Below are 22,601 nucleotides of genomic sequence, written 5' to 3'. Positions count from 1 at the left end.
CAACACCACCCGCCCCCGCGTCCCCGCCGCCGACGGGCCGCGATTCATGAACCAGTCGATGAATCGCTCCCGCGCGAACCGGGGCAGCTCTCGTTCGGCCGCGACTCCCCCGGCGGCCTTCACCAGCCGCGACAACCCCGGCAGGTGGGTGACGGCGTTGACCGCTCCGGGCGCGGCGGAGGCGAGCGCCGCCCACAGGGGCAGCCAGCCCATGGAGTAGTGCGCGACGGGCCGGAGCCGGTGCCGGTAGTGGTGTGCCAGGAATTCGGCCTTGTAGGTGGCCATGTCGACGTTCACCGGGCATTCCGCCCTGCAGCCCTTGCAGGCCAGGCACAGGTCGAGCGCGTCGCGCACGGCCGCCGACCGCCAGCCGTCCGTGATGACCTCGCCGCGCGCCATCTCCTCCAGCAGCCGGGCCCGCCCGCGCGTGGAGTGCTCCTCCTCGCGCGTCACCCGGTAGCTGGGGCACATCACCCCGCCCTCGAACGTGTGCTTGCGGCACTTGCCGGTGCCGACGCAGCGGGCGGCGGCGTGCCCGAACCGGCCGTGGTCGGCCGGATAGTCGAAGAACTTGTGCCGGGGCTCCAGGGGGAAGAAGTGCCGCTGGGCCAGGTCCTGGTCCAGGCGGTGGGGGTGGACGATCTTGCCGGGGTTCATCCGGTCGCGGGGGTCGAAGACGGCTTTGAGGCGGCCGAACGCCTCCACGATCCCCTCGCCGAACATGCGCGGCAGCAGCTCGGCCAGCGCCTGCCCGTCGCCGTGCTCGCCGGACAACGATCCTCCGTAGGAGGCGACCAGGTCCGCGGCCTCCTCGGCGAACGCGCGGTAGCGGGCGATCCCGTCGTCGGTGTGCAGGTCGAAGGGCAGCCTTCCGTGGACGCAGCCCTGGCCGAAGTGGCCGTACAGCGCCGATTCCTGGTAGCCGTGGCGGCGCAGCAGCGTCTCGTACTCGCGCAGGTACGCGCCCAGCCGCTCGGGCGGCACCGCCGCGTCCGACCAGCCCTCGTACGTCTCCCGCCCCGACGGCGGGTACGCCTCCACACCCAGCCCCGACTCGCGCCACCGCCACAGCCGGTCCTCCCTGGCCGGGTCGCCCAGGAACGCATGCGTCGTGTGCGGGCCCGTGTCACGCATCATCTCCTCGGCGCGCTCCCGCGCCTCCTCAGGCGTGTCGCCACCGAACTGCACCAGCAGCCACCCGGCCCCCTCAGGCAGGTCCCTGAGCGTCTCGTCGTCCGGATGCTCGGCGCGGGCCAGCCGGAACATCCTCTCGTCCATCGCCTCCAGCGCCATCGGCCGGTACGCGGCCACCCGCGGCACCGCGTCGGCGGCGGCGAAGACGTCCTCGAACCCCAGCACCGCGAGGGCCCGCGCGGCCGGCCTCGGCACCACGTCCAGCTCCGCGCGCAGCACGGTCACCAGCGTGCCCTCGCTGCCGACCAGCGCGCGGGCCACGTTGAACCCGTTCTCGGGGAGGAGCTGGTCCAGGTTGTAGCCGGAGACTCGGCGCTCCAGCCTGGGATAGCGGGTGCGGACCAGCTCCATGGTGTCGTCGCGCAGGTCGCGCAGGTGCCGGTAGATCTCGGCCAGCCGGCCGCCGGCCGCCTGGATTCTGGCGTACTCGGCGTCGTCGGTCGGGCCGACCCAGGCGCGCACGCCGTCGTAGGTGAGGATCTCCAGCCGGGCCACGGAGTCGGTCATCTTGCCGTACGCCTGCGCGGACGCGCCGCACGAGTCGTTGCCGATCATGCCCCCGATCGTGCAGGCCGCGTGGCTGGACGGCCTCGGCCCCACCATCAGCCCGTACGGCGACAGCACGTGGTCCACCGCGTCGAGCACGGCCCCCGCCTGCACCCTGACCAGCCGCCGCGCCCGGTCCACGGACTCGACCCGGCCGCAGTACTTGGTCCAGTCGATCACCACGGCGGCGTTGCAGCACTGCCCCGCCAGGCTGGTGCCGCCGCCCCGCGACAGCACCGGCACGTCACACGCCCGGCACACCGCCACCGCGGCCACCCCGGCGTCGAGCGTGCGCGGCACCACCACGCCGATGGGCGGCTGCCGGTAGTTGGAGGCGTCGGTCGCGTAGGCGGCCCGGCTGCCCGCGTCGAACCGCACCTCCCCGTCGACGTCCTCCTCCAGCCGCCTGCGCAGCGTGTCGACGTCGATCTCGCGGGGTGCGGGTGCGTGCCGGACGGGTGTTCTGACCAGGCTGTCCATGAGCGGCCCCTACCCGGGCCGCCTCACGACGCACCCAACTTCACGCCAAGCGCCACCCCAGACGCCTGGAGGGCGGCGCGGGCGGCCATCAGGGCGAAGCCGAGGAGGTTGAGGCCCCTCCAGGTCGCGGGTGAGGCGGCTCGCTCGTCGGTGGCCGTCAGGCCGATGCCCCACACCCGGTCCAGCGGGCTCGCCTCCACCAGGACCCGGTTCGACGTGCCGAGCAGGAACTCCGCCAGGTCCGCGTGCTGCCCGAACTTGGCGATGCCGGCGCGTACCACGATGTCGAAGCGGTGCGCCTCCCACGTCGCCTGGTCGAAGCCCCGTACGGCGCGGCCGAGCTTCTTGGCCTCCCCCGGATGCCCGGCCGCGAGGATCTCGCGGGCACCCTCCTCGTCCCCGAACAACCACGCCTTGTGCGCCATCATGTAGTGCTCGGCTGAGGCGAACGTGTGCCCGTCCGCGACGAACGCGACCGGCCACCACTGGCTGAGGCACCCGGGGCCGGCACCGCCGTCGCGAGCGGGCCGGTGGCCCCAGAAGTACAGGTATTTCAGTGACCGGCCCGCCCGCTCGGCGGCGATGGCGTCCTGGACGGTCATGGGCAGGGGAAGTTCGTCGGACATGATCCTCATGATGCCCTGGCTCCGTCGTATGGAATGCGTGGTTTTCCGGTCAAGGACCCGTATGTTCGGTGGACTTCGGCGGGCTGTTACGGTAAGCCCGCCGGCCAAGACTGGTACCCGAGGAGCGAGTCATCGTTGACTGAGCACAAAAGCGATCCCGTCGTGGTCATCGGACTGGGCCGGTTCGGCACGTCCCTGGCCCTGGAGCTCACCCGGCGTGGCACCGAGGTGCTGGCCATCGACAACCGGCCCAAGATCACCCAAGCCCTGGCCGGGCGGATCACCCAGATCGCCACCGCGGACGCCACCGACATCGAGGCGCTGCGCCAGCTCGGCGTGGCCGACTTCTACCAGGCTGTGGTGGCGATCGGCGGGGACATCGAGGCCAGCATCCTGACCACGTCGCTGCTGGTCGAGCTGGAGGTCAACGACATCTGGGCCAAGGCGATCAGCATCCAGCACGGCCGCATCCTCGACCGGATCGGCGCCCACCACGTCGTCTTCCCCGAGCACGACATGGGCGAGCGGGTCGCCCACCTGGTCAGCGGGCGCATGCTCGACTACATGCAGGTGGACGAGAACTTCGCGCTGGCCAAGACGCAGCCCCCGAAGGACTACGTAGGCGTCCCCCTCGGGCGGTCCAACCTGCGCCGTAAGTACGGCGTCACGATCGTGGCGGTCAAGGCGCCCGGCGAGGAGTTCACGTACGCCACCGCCGACACCGAGTTGTCCTACGGCGACGTCATCCTGGTCTCGGGCCGCACAGAAGCGGTCGAACGCTTCGCGGAGCTCCCCTGAGCGGATCCCGGCCGGATTCGCCGGCCGGATTCCGTCGATTCGTTGGCTAGGCTCGGTCTGGGGAGGCCAGTGATGCGTGCACGCGATCTCGCCGTCGAGTTCCCGACGGTCACTCTGGACAGCCCGGCGCTGGAGGCGGCCAAGCTCATGGCCGAGCGGGACCTGCCGGGGCTCATCCTGGTCGACGGGGACGGGCTGCCGCTGAGCATCCTGCCCGGCACCCAGGTGCTCCGGCTGGCGGTCCCGCCCTACTGCCGGGACGATCCGGCGCTGGCCCGGGTGGTGGACGAGGCCCACGCGGACCTGTTCCTGCGCAGGCTGGAGGGGCGTACGGTACGCGAGTGCCTGCCCGAGCAGCCGCGGGAGCTGCCGGTGGCCGACATGAAGGCGACCGTGCTGGAGCTGGCGGCGTTGATGGCGCGGACCCGCAGCCCGGTCGTGGCCGTGGTCGACGACGGCCGGCTGGCCGGGGCGGTCACGCTGCAGTCGCTGCTGGACCATGCCCTGGAGCTCTGACCACCCGCTCGGCCCGATCAGCGCTCGTCCGGAAAGGCGCTGATCAACGGCCGCCCGAGAAGGGCACCGGTCAGCGCTCGTCGGGGAAACCGACGGCGAACGCTCGTTTGAGGTAATCCCAGGCGGGCGCGCTGAGCAGGCCCTTCGTCGCCGCTTCCGCGCCCTCGCCGTCGATCTTGCCGTAGATGGCCGACACGACGGTCCGGTCACCACCCGCCAGGCCCGCGACGGCCGCGCTCCAGCTGTGCGCGAGCTCCTGAACGGCCGGATCCGCCGGGTCGGTGCCGCGCTCGGCATGGGCCCGCGCCTCGGCGGCCAGCCCGGTGAGCCGCCGCAACCGGTCGGCGACCCCGTAGTCCGCACCGTTACGCCCGTGGCGGCGGCCAGCTCGCCGATGTTCCAGCGTCGTTCGTCCAACTCGATCACCCGCTGCCGACGGTAGCGGCTGACGCCGCGTCAGCCGCAAGCCCGCCCTTCACGGTGGTGTGCCAGGGGCGGGTCGTAGGCTGGTGTACGTGGCAAGGAAGGCGGCTCGACACCCCGTACCCGCCCGGCGGGCCGACGCCGAGCGCAACATCGTCGCGATCCTCGAGGCCGGGACCCGGCTGCTCAGCTGCGACCCCGGCGCCGGCGTGGCCGACATCGCCAAGGCCGCCGGCGTGGGCCGGGTCACCCTCTACGCCCATTTCCCCTCCAGGGAGGAGCTGGTGGACGCCGTGCTGAACCACGCGGTCGGCATGGCGGACGCGGTCCTGGAGGACGAGTCGATCGACACGGCTCCCGCGCCGGAGGCCATGACCGGGCTGCTGCGGACGTCCTGGGAGGTCCTCGACCGGCATCGCCGGCTCTTCCTGGCCGCCGACCAGGTCCTGCCCACGGAACGCATCAGGGAGCACCACCGCAGGCCGTTGCGGCGGGTGGAGCGGCTCATCGCGCGCGGGCAGCGGGACGGCGACTTCCGTACGGACCTGCCGCTGGCCTGGCTGGTGACCGCGTTCTTCGCGATCGTGCACAGCGCCGCCCAGGAGCGGGAGGCTGGCCGGCTCGAGCCGGAAGAGGTCGAGCGGGTGCTGGTCACCACCATGCTGTCGCTCCTCTCACCGCCCGCGTAGGTCCACGGACCTGTAGGCGAAGATCGGGCCACGGGCCCGGCTTCCAGAAGGCCGTGAAATCGTCCTTTCGCCTGCCGCTCGGGGCCGCGGCCCGATGGCTACACTCCAGTCATGAAGGCCGCAGTCCGCGCCAGGTATGGCCCGCCGGAAGTGGTTCGCGTCGCCGAGGTGGACAAGCCGGCCGTCAAGGACGGTGAATTACTCATCCGGGTCCACGCGACGACGGTCAATCGCACGGACTGCGCGTTGCGCGCGGCCAAGCCCTTCATCTGGCGGTTCTCCACCGGGCTGGTCCGGCCGAAGGTGACGATCCTGGGCAACGAGTTCGCCGGCGAAGTCGCGGAGATCGGCGGCGGCGTCAGCTCGTACCAGGTCGGCGACCGGGTGTTCGGCTACAACGACGCCGGGTTCGGGGCGCACGCGGAGTACATGCCGATTTCCCAGGACGGCGCGCTCGCCCTCGTTCCGGCGGGCCTGACGTACGAGGAGGCCGCCCCCGGCACCGAGGGCTCCCACTACGCCCTCTCCCTCATCAGCGCGGCGAAGATCCGGAGCGGGCAGGACGTCCTCGTCTACGGCGCCACGGGGGCCATCGGCTCGGCGGCGGTCCAGTTCCTGAAGGGTCTCGGTGCCCGCGTGACCGCAGTCTGCGAAACCAGGAACCTGGAGCTGGTCAGGAGCCTGGGAGCCGACCAGGTCGTCGACTACACGGCCGAGGACTTCACGAAGGACGAGCGGAGATACGACGTCGTCATCGACGCGGTCGGCAAGAGCACGTTCGGCCGATGCCGGCGGCTGCTCAAACCGCGCGGGATCTATCTCGCCTCGGATGTGGGACCCCTGTGGCAGAATCCGATCCTGGCACTCACGACTCCGTTGTTCGGGGGCAGGAAGGTCATGTTCCCGCTCCCCAAGAACGACCCGGGGATGGCGCGACACTTCCAGGGGCTGATGGAGTCCGGGCAGTTCAGGCCCGTCATCGACCGGCGGTATCCACTGGACGAGATCGTCGAGGCGCACCAGTACGTCGAAACCGGCCAGAAAACAGGAAATGTCGTGATCACGGTCACGCATTCGGCCTGACGACCGCAACCGCGATGTCCCGGTGCTGCTGGAGAGGTACGCCGGCATGGACGTCCAGCCCGCGAACACCGTCGACGACCTGGCGCCCCAGGCCCATGCCTTTATCTGCGCAATTGGTAATCGCCGCCGCCCGGGGCCTCGCTATTCCCCCCACCCCGCTCGGGCGAGGATCTCGTCGATCACCGGCTTCTTCGCCTCGGCGTAGTAGTTGACGTCGCGCCACTCCCGTTGCGCCAGTTCGCGTTTGGTCGCGGCGTACAGGTCCCGATCACTCTCACTCGTCCGGAGACGGTCGCGGAAGGCGAGGTACCGGCGCACTTCGACGTGATCGGGCGGGTAGCAGTGCAGGACCGGCTCATCGGGCTCCCCGGTCCGCAGGCACCGGTGCTCCGGCTCACGAACGCGCACGTCGTAGCCCGCAGCTTCGAGATCGGGCAGGTAGGCCCGCTCATCGTCCGGGTCGTCGATGCCGGCGACGATGTCGATGACGGGCTTCGCGGCGAGGCCGGGCACCGACGTGGAGCCGATGTGTTCGATCAGTCGCGCGCGATCGCCCAGGATCGCCCGTAGTTCGGCGGCACGTCGTTCGAAGCGCGTCGGCCAGACGGGGTCGTAATCGACGATGGTGACCTTCGTGGGACGCAGGCCGTGGACGAGTGCGGCGGACAGCTTGGCGTCATCGAGCGAATCGGGCATGTTGGCGGCCTTCCTGTAGGCAGCCGATCATCATACCTCGAAGCTCGTGGACGCCGAGAGACCTGTCGCTACTCCGCCCCCCTCGATATCCAGGTGCGGCGAGCCCGCGGTTCGGGCGAAGATGGCCGCGCCGGGCTGTGGGAGCCGGCACCCCCGGAAGAGGAGTGTGCCATGAGCGCCATCGGATCCGCAGACCCGGAGGTCCGGGTGAGCACGGGAAAGCTGCGCGGGCGGATGGAGGACGGCGTGGCCGTCTTCCGCGGCGTGCCGTTCGCGTGCCCGCCGGTGGGCGCCCTGCGACTGGCCACACCGGTGCCGGCCGAGCCGTGGGACGGGGTGCGCGGGGCCGGCGCGTTCGGTCCGCTGCCGCCGCAGTCCAGGTTGCTGGGCGGGTCCGCGGCGGACGGCGCGGACGGTGACTGGTTGACCGTCAATGTCTGGTCCCCCGATCTGGGCGCCGCCCGGCTGCCGGTGATGGTGTGGATCCATGGCGGGGGTTACATGTCCGGGTGGTCCGGCGACCCGGTCTTCGACGGCCGCGTGCTCGCCCGGGACGGCGTCATCGTGGTCACCTTCAACTACCGCGTCTCCGCCGAGGGCTTCGGACACTTCCAGGGGGCACCGGCCAACCGCGGCTTACTGGACCAGGTGACCGCCCTCCGCTGGGTGCGGGGCAACATCGCGGCCTTCGGCGGAGATCCGGACCGGGTCACCGTCTTCGGGGAGTCCGCCGGAGCCGGGAGCATCGCGGCGCTGATGGCGATGCCCCAAGCCGCCGGCCTGTTCCGCAGGGCGATCGCGCAGAGCGTGCCGGGCCTGTTCTTCTCCGCTGAGCTGGCCGCCGACATCGCCGGCGCCGTAGCCGGCGAGCTGGGCCTGCCACCGCGCGCGGGCGAACTCGCCCGCCTGTCGCCGGAGCGGCTGAGCGACGCCGGGGACGCGGTGGCGGACAAGATGGACGGCTGCCCGCAGTGGGGCCGGGCCGCGTACGTCCGGACGCCGTTCGCGCCGGTCGTGGACGGCGAGGTGCTGCCCGAGGTGCCGTGGCGGTCGCCGGCGGACGGAGCCGCGCGCGATGTGGAGCTGATCGCAGGGCACACCCGCGACGAGTATCGGCTGTTCATGGCCATCGGGGGCGACACCGGCCAGATCACCGCCGAGCGGGCGGCCACCGCGCTGCGGGAGCTGGCCCCCGATCCGGAGGCCTACCGGGCCGCCTACCTGGGAGCGGGCGAGGAGCGGCTGTATGAGCTGGTTCACTCCGACTGGTTGTTCAGGATGCCTTCCGTCCGGCTGGCCGAGGTCCACCAGAGGCACGGCGGCCGGGCACACCTGTACGAGCTGACCTGGCCGGCCCCCGGCATGGGCGGCGATGCTCTCGGCGCCTGTCACGGGCTCGGCCTGCCGCTGACGTTCGGCAATCTGACCGCTGGAGCGGCAGGACTGCTACTCGGACAGGATCCGCCACCAGCCGCGGCCGAACTGTCGGCCCGGGTCCGCGCGGCATGGATCGCCTTCGCCACGACCGGGGATCCGGGCTGGCCGGCCTACGAGCCGCAAGACAGACATACCTGGGTCATCGACACCGAGCCCGGCATAAGAGCGTATCCGGAGGAGACCTCCCGCGAGTTGTGGGCCGGGCACGCCTTCACCGCCCTCCCGTTGCGGGCGCGGCCGTAGCCGGTCCGGTCCAGGACCCCAAGCCGGTTTCCGCCGGGCGACCGGGGACGCCTTCAGCGATATCAGCGCCGCCGACCCGGCGCCGAACCGGATCACCGCGATCCCGGCACCGACGACGCCCACCCTGTCAGCGGCCAGCCCCGGAGGCCTGTCGTCCGGGGTGGTGGCTGGGGCATCCTAGGTTTGGTGGAACTCCCTGACGCGGACCGCCTCCTCGCCGACGCCCGCGCGTTGCTCGGCGAACACCACGCCGTACGCCGCCAGGCCATGGACGCGCTCGACGCCTTACGCGTCGGCGTGGCCAGGGCGGGGCTGGGGTCGATCCCCGTCTCCAGGCTGAGGGACGTGACCGACGGCCAGCTGCGCGTCGGCACGCTGGAGAAGGCCGGATACACCACGGTCAGGCAGGTCGTGGAGGTTTCGCCGTACGAGTTGCAGCTGCTTCCCGGCATCGGCGCGCGGACGGCGGGGCAGATCCACGTGGCCGCCCGGCAGATCGAGCGGGCGGCGGCCGAGGCCGCGAGCATCCGCATCGACGTCGAGCGGCACGATCCCCCGACCACGAACCTGGTGATCGCGCTGCACCGCCTGGTGAGCGTCGGCCCCGACCTCCCCCGGGCCGTCGAGGCGGCCCGCGAGCTGGACGCGCGGCTCGCGCCGCTGCTGGCGGCGGCGCGGCCGGCGCGGAGCCGGTGGCGGATGTGGTTCTCGCTGCCCGAGCGCCAGCGGCGGGCGCGCGAGGCGGTGTCGGAGCTGGCCGGCGTACTCGAGGGGGCCGCCGCGACGCGGCTGCTGCTCGCGCAGGTCACGGCCGACCTGCTGCGGCCCGCGGCCGGGGAGTTCGAGGCGTGGGCGGACTTCGAGTCCCGCTCGCCGGAGTACTTCGGCCTGCTGGCCGAGCTGGCCGGTGAGCCCGTCGGGACGGTGCAGGGGCTGCTGCCCGACGATCTGGCGGCGAAGGTCGGCGCCCAGCCGCTCGACGACACCCACCGGCGGGTCTCGCTGCGCGGTTACCAGGCGTTCGGCGCCCGCTTCTCGCTGGTGCAGCAGCGGGTGATCATCGGCGACGAGATGGGGCTGGGCAAGTCGATCGAGGCGATCGCCGCGCTGGCGCACCTGCGGGCGCTCGGCGCGACGCACTTCCTGGTGGCCTGCCCCACCAGCGTGCTGATCAACTGGATCCGCGAGATCGAGGCGCGCAGCACCCTGCGCGCCGTCCCGCTGCACGGCCCCGACCGGCTCACGGCCCAGGAGGACTGGGTACGACACGGCGGCGTCGCCGTCACCACGCTGGACAGTCTCCACCGGCTCCAGGCGGAGACCGAGATCGGCATGCTGGTCGTGGACGAGGCCCACTACGTCAAGAACCCGCAGACCAAGCGCTCCAAGGCGGTGGCCTCGTGGTGCGCGCGCACCGAACGGGTGCTCTTCCTGACCGGCACGCCCATGGAGAACCGGGTGGAGGAGTTCCGGGTGCTGGTGTCGTACCTGCGGCCCGATCTGGCCGCCGAGCTGCGCAGCAGCGACATCGTGGCGGGGGCGCGGGCGTTCAGGAAGGCGGTCGCGCCCGTCTACCTGCGGCGCAACCAGGAGGACGTGCTCACGGAGCTGCCCGACCGGGTGGAGGCCGAGGAGTGGGTGGAGTTCAGCGGGGCCGACTTCGAGGCCTACAGGCAGGCGGTCGCGGCCGGCAACTTCATGGCCATGCGCCGCGCCGCCTACGCCGAGCCGGCCACCTCCGCCAAGCTCAAACGCCTGCTGGAGCTGGTCGAGGACGCCGAGGCCAACGGGCTGAAGGTGGTGGTGTACTCGTACTTCCGCCCGGTGCTCGCCGCCGTGCGGACCGCGCTGGGCGGGCGCGCGCACGGGCCGATCGCCGGTGAGCTCGCGGCGGCGCGGCGGCAGCGGGTGGTGGACGAGTTCTCGGCGGCGAAGGGGCACGCGGTGCTGCTCAGCCAGGTGCAGGCGGGCGGCGTCGGGCTCAACCTGCAGGCGGCGTCGGTCGTCATCCTCTGTGAGCCGCAGGTCAAGCCGAGCATGGAGACACAGGCCGTGGGGCGCGCGCACCGCATGGGCCAGGTGCGCAAGGTGCAGGTGCACCGGCTGCTCACGGTGGACTCGGTCGACCAGCGCATGCTCGACCTGCTGAGCCGCAAGTCCGGCCTGTTCGACGCGTACGCCAGGCGCAGTGACCTGGCCGAGTCGGCGGCCGACGCGGTGGACGTCTCGGACCAGACGCTGGCCCGGCTGGTGGTGGAGGAGGAGCAGCGCCGCCTCATGCCCTGATCCCGGGGCCGGGCCCTGCCAGATGGGGACCCGGATGGGGACAAGGTAAGATCGGCGCGGTGAACGCGGTTTTCGTCTTCGACCCTCCCTCGCTGGTCGACCGGTTCTTCACCCCGGAGCTGGTGTCCAGGCTGCGCCGGCACGTCGAGATCGACCCCGAGCTGGTCCTGACCGCGTACGAGGGGCCGGAGCTGGCGCGGGCGGAGATCCTCATCACCGGCTGGGGCGCCCCCATGCTCGACACCCGCGCCCTCGCCGCCGCGCCGAACCTCCGGTACGTCGTCCACACGGCGGGCACGGTCAAGTGGATCGCGAGCCCCGAGGTGTACGCCCGCGGGATCCAGGTCAGCTCGCAGGCCGCGGCCAACGCCGTCCCCGTGGCGGAGTACACCCTCGCGATGATCCTGCTGGCCAACAAGCGGGTCTGGGAGCTGTCGCGTACGTACACCGAGAGCCGGCGCGCCCCGAGCGTGGAGACGATCTGGGACGCGGGCGGCAACGCCGGCCGCACGGTCGGCGTGATCGGCGCCTCGGCCGTCGGGCGCAAGCTCCTCGACCTGCTGCGCCCCTTCGAGCTGCACGCCCTCCTGTACGACCCCACCCTCGCCTCCGCCGAGGGCCTGAACGCCGAGCTGGTGGAGCTGCCCGAGCTGATGTCCCGCAGCGACGTGGTCACCATCCACGCCCCGGAGCTGCCCCAGACCCGGCATCTGGTGGGCGCGGACGAGATCGCGCTGATGCGGCCCGGCGCCACGCTGATCAACACCGCCCGGCCCTCGCTCGTCGACCAGGACGCGCTCACCAAGGCCGTGCGCGGGGGCCGCGTCCACGCCGTGCTGGACGTGGCGGAGCCCGACGAGGAGCTGTTCGCCCTGCCCGGCGTGCTGCTCACCCCGCACGTGGCCGGCTCGGTCGGCACGGAGCTGCACCGGCTGGCCGCGAACGCGGTGGCGGAGGTCGCCAACATCGCCGCGGGCCTCCCGCTGAGCTACGCCGTCGACCCGGCGACCCAGCACCTCAAAGCCTGACCGGCAGGACCCCGGCTGCAGTCTTTCAGAAAGTTTTCCGCAAGGGATTGCAATGGGATGACGGCGTGGATACCTTCCGGGCAACGCCCCCGGAACAGCGCCGGGCCCGGGTGTCGCCACACCCGAGCCCGGCCAGGGGAGCAACCCCTCGTATCACACCTCAGAGGTGCACATGAGACGGTACAAAGCAGCCATTGCCGCCCTGTTAACGATCGGCGGCATCACCGCAACGTTCCTCACGGCGCCGGCCCAGGCCGCTCCCCCCGGCGGCAACGACGTGATCGCCAACCTGTGGAGCTGGAACTGGAACTCCGTGGCCAGGGAGTGCACCGGCCACCTCGGCCCGGCGGGCTACGGCGGGGTGCAGGTCTCGCCCCCGCAGGACTCCCTCACCCGGGGCGGGGCAGTCTGGTGGGACGTCTACCAGCCCGCCGGCTACACGCTCACCAGCAAGTTCGGCACCGAGAACCAGTTCGCGTCCATGGTCAGGGCCTGCCACGCGGCCGGCGTCAAGGTCTACGCCGACGCGGTCATCAACCACATGACCGGCCAGGGCAGCACCAGCTACGGCGGCAGGACGTTCACCAAGTACAACTACCCGGGCCTCTACTCCCCCGCCGACTTCCACTACCACGCGGAGGACTGCGGCAACTCCGACAACCTCATCCACGGCGGCGACTACACCGGCAGCGCCCGCAACGTCCAGAACTGCGAACTCGTGGGCCTGGCCGACCTGGAGACCGAGGAGGAGTACGTCCGGGCCACCATCGCCGGCTACCTGAACAAGCTCATCGCCCTCGGCGTGGACGGCTTCAGGATCGACGCGGCCAAGCACACCGCCCCCGGCGACCTGGGCAACATCTACGGCAGGCTGAACGGCTCGCCGTACATCTACCAGGAGGTGATCTACGGCGGCGGTGAGGCGGTGCAGCCCGGCCAGTACACCGGGATCGGCGACGTGCTGGAGTTCCAGTACGGCCGCTACCTGCGCGAGAAGTTCTACGGCGCCATCTCCGACCTGCGCACCTTCGGCTCCTCATGGGGCGGCATGCAACCGGCCGGCCAGTCGGTCACCTTCGTCGCCAACCACGACACCGAACGCGGCACCAGCGCGCTCAGCTACAAGGACGGCGCGACGTACCGGCTGGCCAACATCTTCCAGCTCGCGTGGAACCACGGCACGCCGCAGGTGTACGACGGCTTCACCTGGAACGACAGCGAGGCGGGCCCGCCGCACGCGAACGGGTTCGTGACCGATGCGGTGTGCGGCGGCGGCTGGGAGTGCCTGCACCGCGACCCGGCGATCACCGGCATGGTCGGCTTCCACAACGCGGTCAAGGGCACCCAGGTCGCCAACTGGAGCGCGCCGAACTCCAACGTGATCGCCTTCAGCCGGGGCGACAAGGGCTGGATCGTGATCAACAACGGCGGCGGCTCGTACGCGGGCACGTTCGCCACGGGCCTGCCCGCGGGCACGTACGCCAATCTGACGGGCGGCGGCTCGGTCACGGTGGGCTCAGGCGGCCAGGCCACGGTGACCGTCCCCGCCAAGGGCGCGGTCGCGATCAGGGCGGGCGGCACGACCGCGCCGTCCCAGGTGGCGGTCACCTTCAACGTGACGGCCACCACCACCTGGGGCACGAACGTCTACCTGGCCGGCTCCATCGACGCGCTGAAGGGGTGGGACCCCGCGAACGCGGTCCCGCTGTCCGCCGCGGCGTATCCGGTGTGGAGCACGACGGTGACGCTGCCGGCGAGCACCTCGTTCGAGTACAAGTTCATCAAGAAGGACGGCTCGGGGAACGTCACGTGGGAGAGCGGCGCCAACCGCACCCACACGACGGGGACCTCGGCGTCGAGTGTCAACGCCATCTGGAAGTGACCTCCCGCATGAGAGCCGGCCCGCCGCCGGCTCTCATGCGCCGATGGCCGCGCGCATCATGGGCAGCGACCGTTCGAGCGCGCGTTCCCAGTACGGGAAGGTGTGCGTGCCGTCCCCGTAGAAGTCGGTGGTGACGTCGATCCCCGCCGCCTTCGCCGCCTCGGCGAACGCCTCCGACTGGTGTAACAGCACGCCCTCGTAGTCGGCCCTCGTGCCCGGCGGATCCAGCGGGCCCGGGTCGCCGTCGCCGGAGGAGACGTAGAGCCTCACACCTTTCAGCCGCCCGGCCAGCGCGGTGGGATTGTGCGCCTGCCACACCTTCTTGTCGCTGATCGGGTCTCCCCAGAGCGCCTCGGGATCCTCGCCGTTGTCCACGGCGAGCCCGCGCACCCCCGACCGGTCGTCGGTCGTGTCCAGCACCCCGGAGTAGGACGCGGCCGCCTGGAACATGCCGGGGTGCCGCGCGGCGTACGCCATGGCCCCGTGCCCGCCCATCGACAGCCCTGCGACCGCCCGCCTGGGGCCCGCCCCGAACTCCTTCTCGATCAGCGGTACGAGTTCCTCGATGTGGAAGGTCTCCCATTTCGGGCCGCGCAGCCAATCCGAGTAGAACCCCACCCGGCCGCCGTCGGGGATGACCACGATCGCGCGCAGGTCCGCGGTGAGCCGTTCCGCCCCGCCCTCTTCCGCCCACCCGAGATGGGTACGGCCACAGCAGCCGTGCAGCAGGTAGAGCACCGGCCACGGCCCCGACCCCGGCGTCCATCCCCGGGGCAGCAGCACGCGTACGGGAGCCGTACGGCCGAGTGACGGGGAGCCGACGGTCAGATCGTGCCCACGCTCGCCGACCGGCTCCCTGTCCACGATCGCGACCTCGCTGATCGGCTCCGGCCCGGCCGGGGCCGCCGCGCACCCACCGGCGGCCAGCACGACGGCGGCGAGCACCGCCGGCCAGATCCTCAGCGTCCGGGATCGACGCCCCGCAGCATCATCCCCTGGCCGCGCGACCGGTGAACGTCGTCGGCCGGCCGGTCCTCCGGATCCCTGAACTGGATCAGCAGGGTGGTCCTGGCCTCCGCCGCCCGGTTGACGCCGGAACCGTGCACGGTGAGATAACCGAGAAACAGCACGTCCCCCGCCTCGGCCTCGATCGGGATCGCGGCCTCCAGAGGCCACTCCGACAGCGGCAGATGCCATCCGCCCTCCTCGATGTGCGCCAGCGGCCCGCCCTTGTGGCTCCCCGGAACCACGCGGACGCACCCCTTCTCCTCGGGTGCGTCGTCGAAGTGAAAGATGGCCGCACCGACCGTATGCCTAGTATGCGGAAAATGCGCTGAATCCTGGTGCATGGGGAACGGCGAGCCCTTCTCCGCCGGCTTCACGAAGATCTTGGTGTGGTGGAGCTGCACGTTCTCCGACCCCGTCAGCGCCGCCGCGACGTCGGTGAACCGCGGATCGACCAGCAGCCGGGTGAACGCCGCCGAGTGGAACTGAACGTCGTGGCAGTGCCGCAACTCGGTCGCCCGGCCGGCGAGCGCGCGGGCGCTGCCCCAGGTCGCCTCCGTCTGGCTCAGCCGCCCCAGGAGCGCGTGGCACTCCTCCCGGTACGCCCGCGCCTCCGCCTTGGTGAGCAGCCCCTTGACCAGCGCGTACCCGTTGTCCTGGTAGAAGCGCACCATCGATGAGTCGGCCATGCCATGGTCATGCCCGCATTCGGCGACCCTCTCCCGCTCAGGCGACGCCGGGCGGCGAGCAGGCCGCGGGCACCGCTGTGGCACCGGCTCCATACTGGGCAGGTGACCATCGAGAACGACCGCCCCGGTCCGCCCGTGACCAGCCCGTCCATCCTCCTGCTCACGCTGGCCCGCCGGATCGAGGCCGACCTCGGCGCCGCGCTCGCGCCCCTCGACCTCACGGTCAGCCGGCTCGGGCTGCTCGGTCACATCGCCGGCGTGCCCGGGGTGTCGTTCAGCGACCTGGCCAGGATGTCCGGCACCACGGTGCAGAGCGCGCACACGGCGGTGAAGGCGCTCGCCCGCGCGGGGCTGGTGCGCGACCACACCGCCCGCGCCGGCTCGGCCTCCGCCATCGAGCTGACGCCCGAGGGCGCGCGGCTGCTGGAGGCGGCGAAGGAGGTGGTGGCGGAGGTGGACGAGCGGCTCTTCGGCCCTGACGCGGACCCGATCCACCGCCAGGTCGCCGCCACCGTCCGCGCCGCCTTCTCCCCCTGACCCACTTTCAACAAGGCTGAAGCTTCGGGTAGGCTTCAGCCTTGTTGAAGGTTGTCTCAGGAGGTTCCGTGGAAGCCGTGTTGTTGTCGGTGCATGTCCTGGCCGCCATCGTGTTCGTCGGGGGCTCGGCCGTCGCGGCGAGCCTGTTCCCCCGTTACGCGCCGATCGCGGTGAGCGTCCCCGCGGGTCCAGCCGCCGGGGAACGGGACGCGAACGGACGGAGATGGGCCGTGGCCGCCGCCCTGCACCGCATCACCCGCGGCTACAGCGTCGCCGCCCTGGTCGTGCCCGTCGCCGGGATCGTCCTGGCCGTCGTTCAGGGCCGGATGGGCGAGATCTGGATCAACATCTCCATGGTCCTGACCATCGCCGCGGGCGGCCTGCTGGCACTGCAGATCCAGCCGCGACAGCGGGCGGCGCTCGCCGAGCCGGGCGATCCAGGCCGCCTGCGCACCCTGAGCATGCTCGCCGGGATCTACAACCTCCTGTGGGCGATCGTGGTGGTGCTGATGATCGCCCGCCCTGGAGCCGATTAGTGGTGCTGATGCCCCCCGCGCGAGCCGGTTTAGCGGTGCTGATGACCGCCCGCCCGCGAGCCGGTTAGCGGTGCTGATGACCCGCCCCGGCTGGGAGCCGGCTAGACGGGCACCGACTCCGCCTTGGACGCCCGCCGGTCGCGCAGCCAGGCCGAGAGGCTCACGGCGATGCCGAGCACGGTGACGGCGGCGCCGGCGAGGTAGATCGACCGCAGCCCGAGCCCGCCGTCGATGACCCGCCCCCCGAGCCATGCGGCGAAGGCCGCGGCGAGCTGGTAGGCGGAGGCGTTCACCGCCATGGCGAGGGTCGGCGCCGCGGCGGCGGTCGTCAGGACGCGCGCCTGCATGCCGGGGATGACCGAGAAGCCGAGCGCGCCGAGCACGAACACCATGATCCCGACGGCCACCGTGCTGCCGGCGGTCGTCCACGTGAGCACGAGCGCCGCCGCGAGGGCGGCCAGCAGGCCGAGCTGCGAGGCCATCGGGGCGCGGTCGGACAGCCGCCCGCCCGCGAGGTTCCCGGCCGCCGCGCCGAGGCCGTACACGAGGAGGAGGACGGCCACCGCCTCCGTGGCGAACCCGGCGACGTCGGTGACCAGCGAGGCGAAGAAGGTGAACACCATGAGCAGCCCGGCGTTCGCGACGGCGGTGACGGCGATGGCGAGCTGCACGTCACGGCTGCGGAACACGCGCAGCTCGGCCACCGCGGAGGTGGCGGGCGCGGCGTCGCGGACGTCCGGCACCAGCCACAGCACCAGCGCGAACCCCAGCGCGCAGCAGGCGGCGATGACCGCGAACGTGGCCCGCCAGCCGTGGTCGTTGCCGATGAAGGTGCCGATCGGCGCCCCGAGGATCATCGACAGGTTCATGCCGAAGACCAGCTTGGACACAGTGGCCGCCTGCCGGCCGGGCGGCGCGGTGGACGCCGCGATCACGATCGCGTTGGCGAAGAACGTGGACGTCACCAGCGCGGTGATCATGCGTCCGGCGAAGAGCACCGGGTAGACGGGCGCGAGCGCGGAGGCGAGGTTGCCGGCGACCGCGACCGCGAGCAGGGTCAGCATGAGGGGTTTGCGGGGGAAGCGGGTGGTGAGCGCCGTCAGCACGGGACCGCCGACGATCATGCCGATGGCGTACGAGGTCACCAGCAACCCGGCGACCGGTATCGAGACGGTCAGGTCGCCGGCGATGTCCGGGAGGATTCCGGCGATGACGAACTCGCCGGTCGTGATGCCGAAGACGCACCACATCAGCGAGGGAACGGCAGCCGATCGCATCGTACTCACTTCCTTGTTGACTGGCCAGTACAAAATGGGGGCACAAAAAGACCCCGTCCCACGGAACGGGGCTACAGCGCCGCGACGGCCCCTTCGACGACGTCCAGCAGGACGTCCCTGTCGTCGGTGACCTTCGCGAGCACCCGCAGGCCGTAGTAGGCGCTCTGGAACGCGCGCGCCACCCGCAGCGGCGGCCGGTCGGACGACAGCTCGCCCGCGCCCTGCCCCGCCGCGATGATCAGGCAGAGGGCCTGCTCCAGGTCGGTGAACTGGCGGCGCACCAGCCCGGCCACGGCGTCGTCGCGCCCGCTGGACTCGGAGGCGGCGTTGAGCGCCAGGCAGCCGCGTCGGCCGGGGTCGGCCATGTCGGCGTCGAGGACGCCCAGCATCAGGTCTCTGAGCCGCTCCCGCACAGAGCCGGGCTCGGCCAGCATCGACAACTGCCGCCTGGCCAGGGTCTCGGCGTAGCGGCGCAGCGCCTCCTCGTAGAGGCGGTGCTTGGAGCCGAACGCGTTGTAGAGGCTGCCGCGGCCGAGCCCCGTGCGGGCGCACAGGTCCTGGGTGGTGGTCGCTTCGTACCCCTTCTCCCAGAACACCTCCATCGCGGCGTCGATCACGGTCTGGTCGCTGAACTCACGTGGCCTGCCCATGGCGAGGAGGCTACCAGAGTTCTGTACAGAACAGTCAAGAACCCTGCGGGGTGAGCCGGTCCAGGTGGTAGCGCACGGTCTCCGTCGCCTCGCCGGGATCGCGCATGCCGAGCAGGATGTCGGTGGCGAGTCCCTCGATCATGGCGAGCAGCACGACGGCCTCCCTCTCGGCGTCGAGCTCCGGCCGTAGCTCGCCGTCCCGCCCGCCCCTGCCGATCAGCTCGGCCACCCGGCCGTGCAGCCAGCGGTCGCCATACCGCAGCGCCTCCCCCAGCTCCGGAACGTCGACGGCCCTGGCGGTGAACGCCTGGCCGGCCCGCCGCTCGGCCCGGCGGCGGTCGTCCAGGGGCAACATCTCGGCCGCCATCGACAGCAGGAACGACCGCACGGGGCCCGGCGCGGCGTGATCGCGCATGCCTGCCACGATCCGTGCGGTGACCTGCTCCCCCAGGTAGCCGACGACGTAGCGGAGCATCTCGTCCTTGTTGCGGAAGTAGTGCTGCACGGAGCCGAGCGAGATGCCCGCCTCCACCGCGACGTCACGCAGCGTGGCGCCGTCCAGGCCGTCACGGCCCGCGACACGCAGGACGGCCTCGGCGATGTGCCTGCGCCGCTCGTCGTGGTCGACCTTCTTCGGCATGGTCCTCCTTCTTCATACCCACGTATTATAATACAGCGGTATGAAAACCATAGCGTTCTACGCCCCCGCCGCGTCCGGTCATGTCAACCCCACGCTCGGCCTCGTCGCCGAGCTCGTACGGAGGGGCCACCGCGTCACGTACGCGACCACCGCGACCTACGCGGGACGCGTCGCCGAAACCGGCGCCGAGGTCGTACCCGTCACCTCCATGCTGGAGTCGCGCGTCGGCGCCGAGGTGCCGCAGATGCACGGCAAGGAGCTGGTGCGGGCCATGGGCCTGCTGCTCGAGGAGACGAAGGTGATGCTGGCGCAGCTCGACCGGGAGCCGCGCCCCGACCTGGTGGTCCACGACGGGACGATGGCCTGGTGGGGCCGGATCCTGGCCGCGCGCCTGCGGGTCCCGTCCGTGGAGACCTGGCCGAACCTGGTCAGCAACGAGCACTGGGGCATGCAGACGAAGTACACCACGCTCAACCCGCTGAGCCCGCGGTTCCTGCTCATGGCCGCCCGGATCGGCGCTCTGCTCCGCAAGGACGGGCTCACCGACGTGCCGGGGTTCATGCGGGGCGACGGCTCCGCGCTCAGACTGGTGCTGCTGCCGCGTGCCTTCCAGTACGCGGGCGACACCTTCGGCGACGGCTACGCGTTCGTCGGCCCCGGCCTGACCGAGCGCGCCTACCAGGGCGGATGGGAGCCGTCCCGCGATCTCCCTGTGGTGCTGGTCTCGCTCGGCACCGGCTACAACAGGCGCCCCGATTTCTACCGCGCGGTGCTGAGCGCGGCGGCGGACCGGCCGTGTCAGGTGGTGCTGGCCGTGGGCGAGACGGATCGGGCGGCGCTCGGGCTGATCCCGCCCAACGTGGAGGTGCACGCGCACGTCCCGCAACTGGCTGTGCTGCGCCACGCGCGGGCGTTCGTCACGCACGCGGGGATGGGCAGCACGATGGAGAGCCTGCACTTCGGTGTCCCGATGGTCGCGGTGCCGCAGATGGCCGAGCAGCGGGCCAACGCCGACCGGATCGCCGAGCTGGGCCTCGGCCGGACGCTGCCGCCCGGCGAGGTCACCGGTCCCGCGCTGTGGCAGGCGGTGACGGAGGTGGCCGACGACGAGCGCGTACGCGAGCGGCTGACCTGGATGCGCGGCGAACTGGCCGCCGCGGGCGGCGCGACGGCGGCGGCCGACGCGGTGGAGAAGCTGCTTTCCTGAACGCGGTCGGGGTACGGTAAGCCGCGTAAAACGATTCATTCACCGGAAGGTCAGCCTTGGACTACGAACGTCAGCCATACCGCCGATGTGGCCGCAGCGGCCTGCTCCTGCCCGCCGTGTCGCTCGGCCTGTGGCACAACTTCGGCGAGGGCAAGCCCGTGGACAGCCAGCGGGCGATCCTGCACAAGGCATTCGAGCTCGGCATCACCCATTTCGACATCGCCGACCGCTACGGCCCGCCGATCGGCGCCGCCGAGTCCGCGTTCGGCCGGATCTTCCCGCGCTCACTGCGCGACGAGGTCGTGATCACCACCAAGGGCAGCAACCCCATGTGGGACGGCCCGTACGGCAAGGGCAACTCCCGCAAGCACCTGCTCGCCACCCTCGACCGCTCGCTGACCCGGCTCGGCCTCGACTACGTGGACATCTTCTACCTGCACCGCGAGGACGCCGGCACGCCGCTGGAGGAGCAGGTCGCCACGCTGGACCACATGGTTCGCACCGGCCGCGCCCTCTACGCCGGCGTCTCCAACTTCTCGCCGGAACACACCGCCGAGGCCGCCCGCCTCCTGCGCGACCTCGGCACCCCGCTCCTGGTGCACCAGCCGCCCTACTCGCTGCTCGACCGACGCATCGAGGGGTCGCTGCTGGGCGTGCTCGAGCAGGAGGGCGTCGGCTGCGTGGTCTACTCGCCGTTGGCGCAGGGCCTGCTCACCGACCGCTACCTCGGCGGCATCCCGGCCGGCTCCCGCGCCGCGGAAGGCCGCTTCCTCACCCCGGACCGGGTGACGCCTGAGGTCCTGGCGTTCGTACGGTCGCTCGCCGAGCTGGCCTCGGCCCGCGGGCAGACGGTCGCCCAGCTCGCGCTCGCCTGGGCGCTGCGCGATCCCCGGATCACCTCCGTGCTGGTCGGCGCGTCCAGCCCCGAGCAGTTGGAGGCGAACGTGGGCGCCGTGGACGGCCTGGAGTTCACCGATGAGGAGCTGGCGGCCATCGATCGGGCCGCCAAGGAGGCCGGCGTCGAGGCATAGATGCGGGCGTGTCCGGCCGCCGGTCCCGCGTGGGGCGGCGGCTGGCCACCCTGATATATGCCGAAAAATGGTGACAAAAGCGGTCGCTGGGGATCTACCATTCAGGCGTGGCCGACGCATCGATTGATCCCACAGTTCCCAATGTGGCTCGTATGTACGACTTCTACTTGGGAGGCAAGGACAACTTCGCCGCCGACCGGGAGGCCGCCGAGAAGATCATCGCGATCGTGCCCGACGTGTGCTCGACGACCAAGGCCAACCGCGACTTCCTCGGCAAGGCCGTACGACTGGCCGCCGAGCACGGTGTGCGGCAGTTCCTCGACATCGGCGCCGGGCTGCCCACTCAGGAGAACGTCCACCAGGTGGCCCAGCGGGCCGCCCCCGGCTCCAAGACCGTCTATGTGGACAACGATCCGGTCGTGCTGGTCCACGCCCGCGCCCTGCTGGACGACAGCAAGGACACCCGGGCGGTGCAGGGCGACCTGCGCCGGCCACAGGAGATCCTCGACCACCCTGAGGTGCGCGACCATCTCGACCTCTCCCAGCCGGTGGCGGTCCTGATGCTGGCCGTCCTGCACTTCCTGCCCGGCCACGACGAGGCCGCGCGGATCGTGGAGACGGTCAAGCAGGCCATTCCGCCGGGCGGCTTCCTGCTGCTGAGCCACTTCTACACTCCCGACGAGCAGGAGCGGAAGGTCCAGGCGGGGGGCCGCGTCTACCAGTCGACCAACTCCGGCTCGCTGACCGCCCGCTCGCTGGAGCGGATCACCGGCTACTTCTCGGGCCTGGAGCTCGTCGAGCCCGGCCTGGTCCCGGTGCAGGCGTGGCGGCCCGACTGGGAGGAGGACAGCGTCTTCGACCTGTCCGTCCCGGGCCTGCTCGGCGGCATGGCCCGCGTACCCTGACGGCCTTTCGCCTGCACGCCATGGCGTCCGCTGACGGCGTCCCTGCGGTGCCCTTGACGGCCTTTCGCCCGTCAAGCCCCGCAGCGGGTGCTATGCGATCACTTCGGGCTCGGCCGGCCGCCGGAGATCGCCATCCGGTGGGCGGTGGGCCGGGGGGCGGGCGGTCGAGCGGGGCGGGATGAGGGTCGGCGTGCCGG

Annotated in this window: 22 protein-coding genes; 13 read left to right on the top strand and 9 right to left on the bottom strand. The window is 71.6% G+C overall.

Translation table 11 applies throughout. The annotated features are described in order from the left end of the window. Both ITP53_RS39755 and ITP53_RS39750 read right to left on the bottom strand, forming a co-directional pair. Positions 1-2,220, bottom strand: a 2,220-nt coding sequence (locus ITP53_RS39755; RefSeq protein ID WP_195900633.1) for an FAD-linked oxidase C-terminal domain-containing protein, incomplete at its 3' end; no start/stop codon positions are given. Positions 2,221-2,243: 23 nt separating this feature from the next. Next, positions 2,244-2,846, bottom strand: a complete 603-nt coding sequence (locus ITP53_RS39750; protein ID WP_195900632.1) for an NADAR family protein — start codon at positions 2,844-2,846, stop codon at positions 2,244-2,246. 135 nt (positions 2,847-2,981) lie between these two features. Between ITP53_RS39750 and ITP53_RS39745 the strand changes: the two genes are divergently transcribed. Beyond that, positions 2,982-3,644, top strand: coding sequence for a potassium channel family protein (locus ITP53_RS39745; protein ID WP_236051652.1), 663 nt, complete (start codon positions 2,982-2,984; stop codon positions 3,642-3,644). Positions 3,645-3,716: 72 nt separating this feature from the next. Then, positions 3,717-4,160 (top strand): CBS domain-containing protein, encoded by a 444-nt coding sequence (locus ITP53_RS39740; RefSeq protein ID WP_195900630.1) that lies wholly within the window; start codon positions 3,717-3,719, stop codon positions 4,158-4,160. 70 nt (positions 4,161-4,230) lie between these two features. Here ITP53_RS39740 and ITP53_RS39735 read toward each other — a convergent pair whose 3' ends face one another. Further along, positions 4,231-4,497, bottom strand: a complete 267-nt coding sequence (locus ITP53_RS39735) for a hypothetical protein (RefSeq protein WP_195900629.1) — start codon at positions 4,495-4,497, stop codon at positions 4,231-4,233. Between the two features lie 178 nt (positions 4,498-4,675). Here ITP53_RS39735 and ITP53_RS39730 point away from each other — a divergent pair, with 178 nt between their 5' ends. Next, positions 4,676-5,272 carry a TetR/AcrR family transcriptional regulator gene (locus ITP53_RS39730; protein WP_195900628.1) on the top strand — a complete coding sequence of 199 codons (597 nt, stop codon included), beginning with the start codon at positions 4,676-4,678 and terminating at the stop codon, positions 5,270-5,272. Positions 5,273-5,383: 111 nt separating this feature from the next. Next, complete coding sequence (locus tag ITP53_RS39725) at positions 5,384-6,355, top strand: NAD(P)-dependent alcohol dehydrogenase (protein ID WP_195900627.1); 972 nt, start codon at positions 5,384-5,386, stop codon at positions 6,353-6,355. Positions 6,356-6,496: 141 nt separating this feature from the next. Here ITP53_RS39725 and ITP53_RS39720 read toward each other — a convergent pair whose 3' ends face one another. Beyond that, entirely contained in the window at positions 6,497-7,051 is a 555-nt protein-coding gene (locus tag ITP53_RS39720; RefSeq protein WP_195900626.1) for a GrpB family protein, read from the bottom strand. Positions 7,052-7,222: 171 nt separating this feature from the next. Between ITP53_RS39720 and ITP53_RS39715 the strand changes: the two genes are divergently transcribed. The 4 genes from ITP53_RS39715 (at position 7,223) to ITP53_RS39700 (ending at position 13,927) form a co-directional block, all read left to right on the top strand. Then, positions 7,223-8,731: a carboxylesterase/lipase family protein gene (locus tag ITP53_RS39715; RefSeq protein ID WP_195900625.1), complete on the top strand. Its 1,509-nt coding sequence runs from the start codon at positions 7,223-7,225 to the stop codon at positions 8,729-8,731. 186 nt (positions 8,732-8,917) lie between these two features. Beyond that, a complete protein-coding gene (locus tag ITP53_RS39710) occupies positions 8,918-11,017 on the top strand; it encodes a DEAD/DEAH box helicase (RefSeq protein WP_328817257.1) in 2,100 nt (699 codons plus the stop codon). Positions 11,018-11,076: 59 nt separating this feature from the next. Continuing rightward, the gene (locus ITP53_RS39705) at positions 11,077-12,045 is read left to right on the top strand and encodes a hydroxyacid dehydrogenase (RefSeq protein ID WP_195900624.1); all 969 of its coding nucleotides are present in this window, start codon (positions 11,077-11,079) and stop codon (positions 12,043-12,045) included. A 172-nt stretch (positions 12,046-12,217) separates the two neighbouring features. After that, positions 12,218-13,927 carry a carbohydrate-binding module family 20 domain-containing protein gene (locus ITP53_RS39700; RefSeq protein WP_195900623.1) on the top strand — a complete coding sequence of 570 codons (1,710 nt, stop codon included), beginning with the start codon at positions 12,218-12,220 and terminating at the stop codon, positions 13,925-13,927. A 33-nt stretch (positions 13,928-13,960) separates the two neighbouring features. Here the strand turns inward: ITP53_RS39700 and ITP53_RS39695 are convergent, their stop codons facing one another. Both ITP53_RS39695 and ITP53_RS39690 read right to left on the bottom strand, forming a co-directional pair. Further along, positions 13,961-14,872 carry an alpha/beta hydrolase gene (locus ITP53_RS39695; protein ID WP_195900622.1) on the bottom strand — a complete coding sequence of 304 codons (912 nt, stop codon included), beginning with the start codon at positions 14,870-14,872 and terminating at the stop codon, positions 13,961-13,963. Positions 14,873-14,886: 14 nt separating this feature from the next. Next, entirely contained in the window at positions 14,887-15,621 is a 735-nt protein-coding gene (locus tag ITP53_RS39690; RefSeq protein WP_195900621.1) for a phytanoyl-CoA dioxygenase family protein, read from the bottom strand. A 102-nt stretch (positions 15,622-15,723) separates the two neighbouring features. Here ITP53_RS39690 and ITP53_RS39685 point away from each other — a divergent pair, with 102 nt between their 5' ends. Further along, positions 15,724-16,158 carry a MarR family winged helix-turn-helix transcriptional regulator gene (locus tag ITP53_RS39685; RefSeq protein ID WP_195900620.1) on the top strand — a complete coding sequence of 145 codons (435 nt, stop codon included), beginning with the start codon at positions 15,724-15,726 and terminating at the stop codon, positions 16,156-16,158. A gap of 68 nt (positions 16,159-16,226) precedes the next feature. Beyond that, positions 16,227-16,694, top strand: coding sequence for a hypothetical protein (locus ITP53_RS39680; RefSeq protein WP_195900619.1), 468 nt, complete (start codon positions 16,227-16,229; stop codon positions 16,692-16,694). 101 nt (positions 16,695-16,795) lie between these two features. Here the strand turns inward: ITP53_RS39680 and ITP53_RS39675 are convergent, their stop codons facing one another. The 3 genes from ITP53_RS39675 to ITP53_RS39665 form a co-directional block, all read right to left on the bottom strand. Further along, on the bottom strand, positions 16,796-17,971 hold the full coding sequence (locus tag ITP53_RS39675) for an MFS transporter (RefSeq protein WP_195900618.1): 1,176 nt from the start codon (positions 17,969-17,971) through the stop codon (positions 16,796-16,798). A 71-nt stretch (positions 17,972-18,042) separates the two neighbouring features. Beyond that, a complete protein-coding gene (locus ITP53_RS39670; protein ID WP_195900617.1) occupies positions 18,043-18,621 on the bottom strand; it encodes a TetR/AcrR family transcriptional regulator in 579 nt (192 codons plus the stop codon). 34 nt (positions 18,622-18,655) lie between these two features. Beyond that, positions 18,656-19,261, bottom strand: a complete 606-nt coding sequence (locus ITP53_RS39665; RefSeq protein ID WP_195900616.1) for a TetR/AcrR family transcriptional regulator — start codon at positions 19,259-19,261, stop codon at positions 18,656-18,658. A 40-nt stretch (positions 19,262-19,301) separates the two neighbouring features. Here ITP53_RS39665 and ITP53_RS39660 point away from each other — a divergent pair, with 40 nt between their 5' ends. The 3 genes from ITP53_RS39660 to ITP53_RS39650 all read left to right on the top strand — a co-directional run bounded on the left by ITP53_RS39660 (position 19,302) and on the right by ITP53_RS39650 (position 22,404). After that, the gene (locus tag ITP53_RS39660) at positions 19,302-20,468 is read left to right on the top strand and encodes a macrolide family glycosyltransferase (protein ID WP_195900615.1); all 1,167 of its coding nucleotides are present in this window, start codon (positions 19,302-19,304) and stop codon (positions 20,466-20,468) included. Between the two features lie 56 nt (positions 20,469-20,524). Then, entirely contained in the window at positions 20,525-21,499 is a 975-nt protein-coding gene (locus tag ITP53_RS39655) for an aldo/keto reductase (protein WP_195900614.1), read from the top strand. A 107-nt stretch (positions 21,500-21,606) separates the two neighbouring features. Next, the gene (locus ITP53_RS39650) at positions 21,607-22,404 is read left to right on the top strand and encodes an SAM-dependent methyltransferase (RefSeq protein WP_328817251.1); all 798 of its coding nucleotides are present in this window, start codon (positions 21,607-21,609) and stop codon (positions 22,402-22,404) included. Positions 22,405-22,601: the final 197 nt, after the last annotated feature.

The organism is Nonomuraea cypriaca (assembly GCF_015645445.1).
Classification (GTDB): domain Bacteria; phylum Actinomycetota; class Actinomycetes; order Streptosporangiales; family Streptosporangiaceae; genus Nonomuraea; species Nonomuraea cypriaca.
Note: the sequence above shows the minus strand (reverse complement) of the source record. Positions and strands in the feature narration are given on the sequence as shown.

Excerpts from the sequence above, each read along its gene's own strand:
- ITP53_RS39750 (WP_195900632.1), bottom strand. The coding sequence starts at position 2,846 with ATGTCCGACGAACTTCCCCTGCCCATGACCGTCCAGGACGCCATCGCC.
- ITP53_RS39740 (WP_195900630.1), top strand. The coding sequence starts at position 3,717 with ATGCGTGCACGCGATCTCGCCGTCGAGTTCCCGACGGTCACTCTGGAC.
- ITP53_RS39725 (WP_195900627.1), top strand. The coding sequence starts at position 5,384 with ATGAAGGCCGCAGTCCGCGCCAGGTATGGCCCGCCGGAAGTGGTTCGC.
- ITP53_RS39720 (WP_195900626.1), bottom strand. The coding sequence starts at position 7,051 with ATGCCCGATTCGCTCGATGACGCCAAGCTGTCCGCCGCACTCGTCCAC.
- ITP53_RS39715 (WP_195900625.1), top strand. The coding sequence starts at position 7,223 with ATGAGCGCCATCGGATCCGCAGACCCGGAGGTCCGGGTGAGCACGGGA.
- ITP53_RS39700 (WP_195900623.1), top strand. The coding sequence starts at position 12,218 with ATGAGACGGTACAAAGCAGCCATTGCCGCCCTGTTAACGATCGGCGGC.
- ITP53_RS39690 (WP_195900621.1), bottom strand. The coding sequence starts at position 15,621 with ATGGCCGACTCATCGATGGTGCGCTTCTACCAGGACAACGGGTACGCG.
- ITP53_RS39675 (WP_195900618.1), bottom strand. The coding sequence starts at position 17,971 with ATGCGATCGGCTGCCGTTCCCTCGCTGATGTGGTGCGTCTTCGGCATC.
- ITP53_RS39670 (WP_195900617.1), bottom strand. The coding sequence starts at position 18,621 with ATGGGCAGGCCACGTGAGTTCAGCGACCAGACCGTGATCGACGCCGCG.
- ITP53_RS39665 (WP_195900616.1), bottom strand. The coding sequence starts at position 19,261 with ATGCCGAAGAAGGTCGACCACGACGAGCGGCGCAGGCACATCGCCGAG.
- ITP53_RS39660 (WP_195900615.1), top strand. The coding sequence starts at position 19,302 with ATGAAAACCATAGCGTTCTACGCCCCCGCCGCGTCCGGTCATGTCAAC.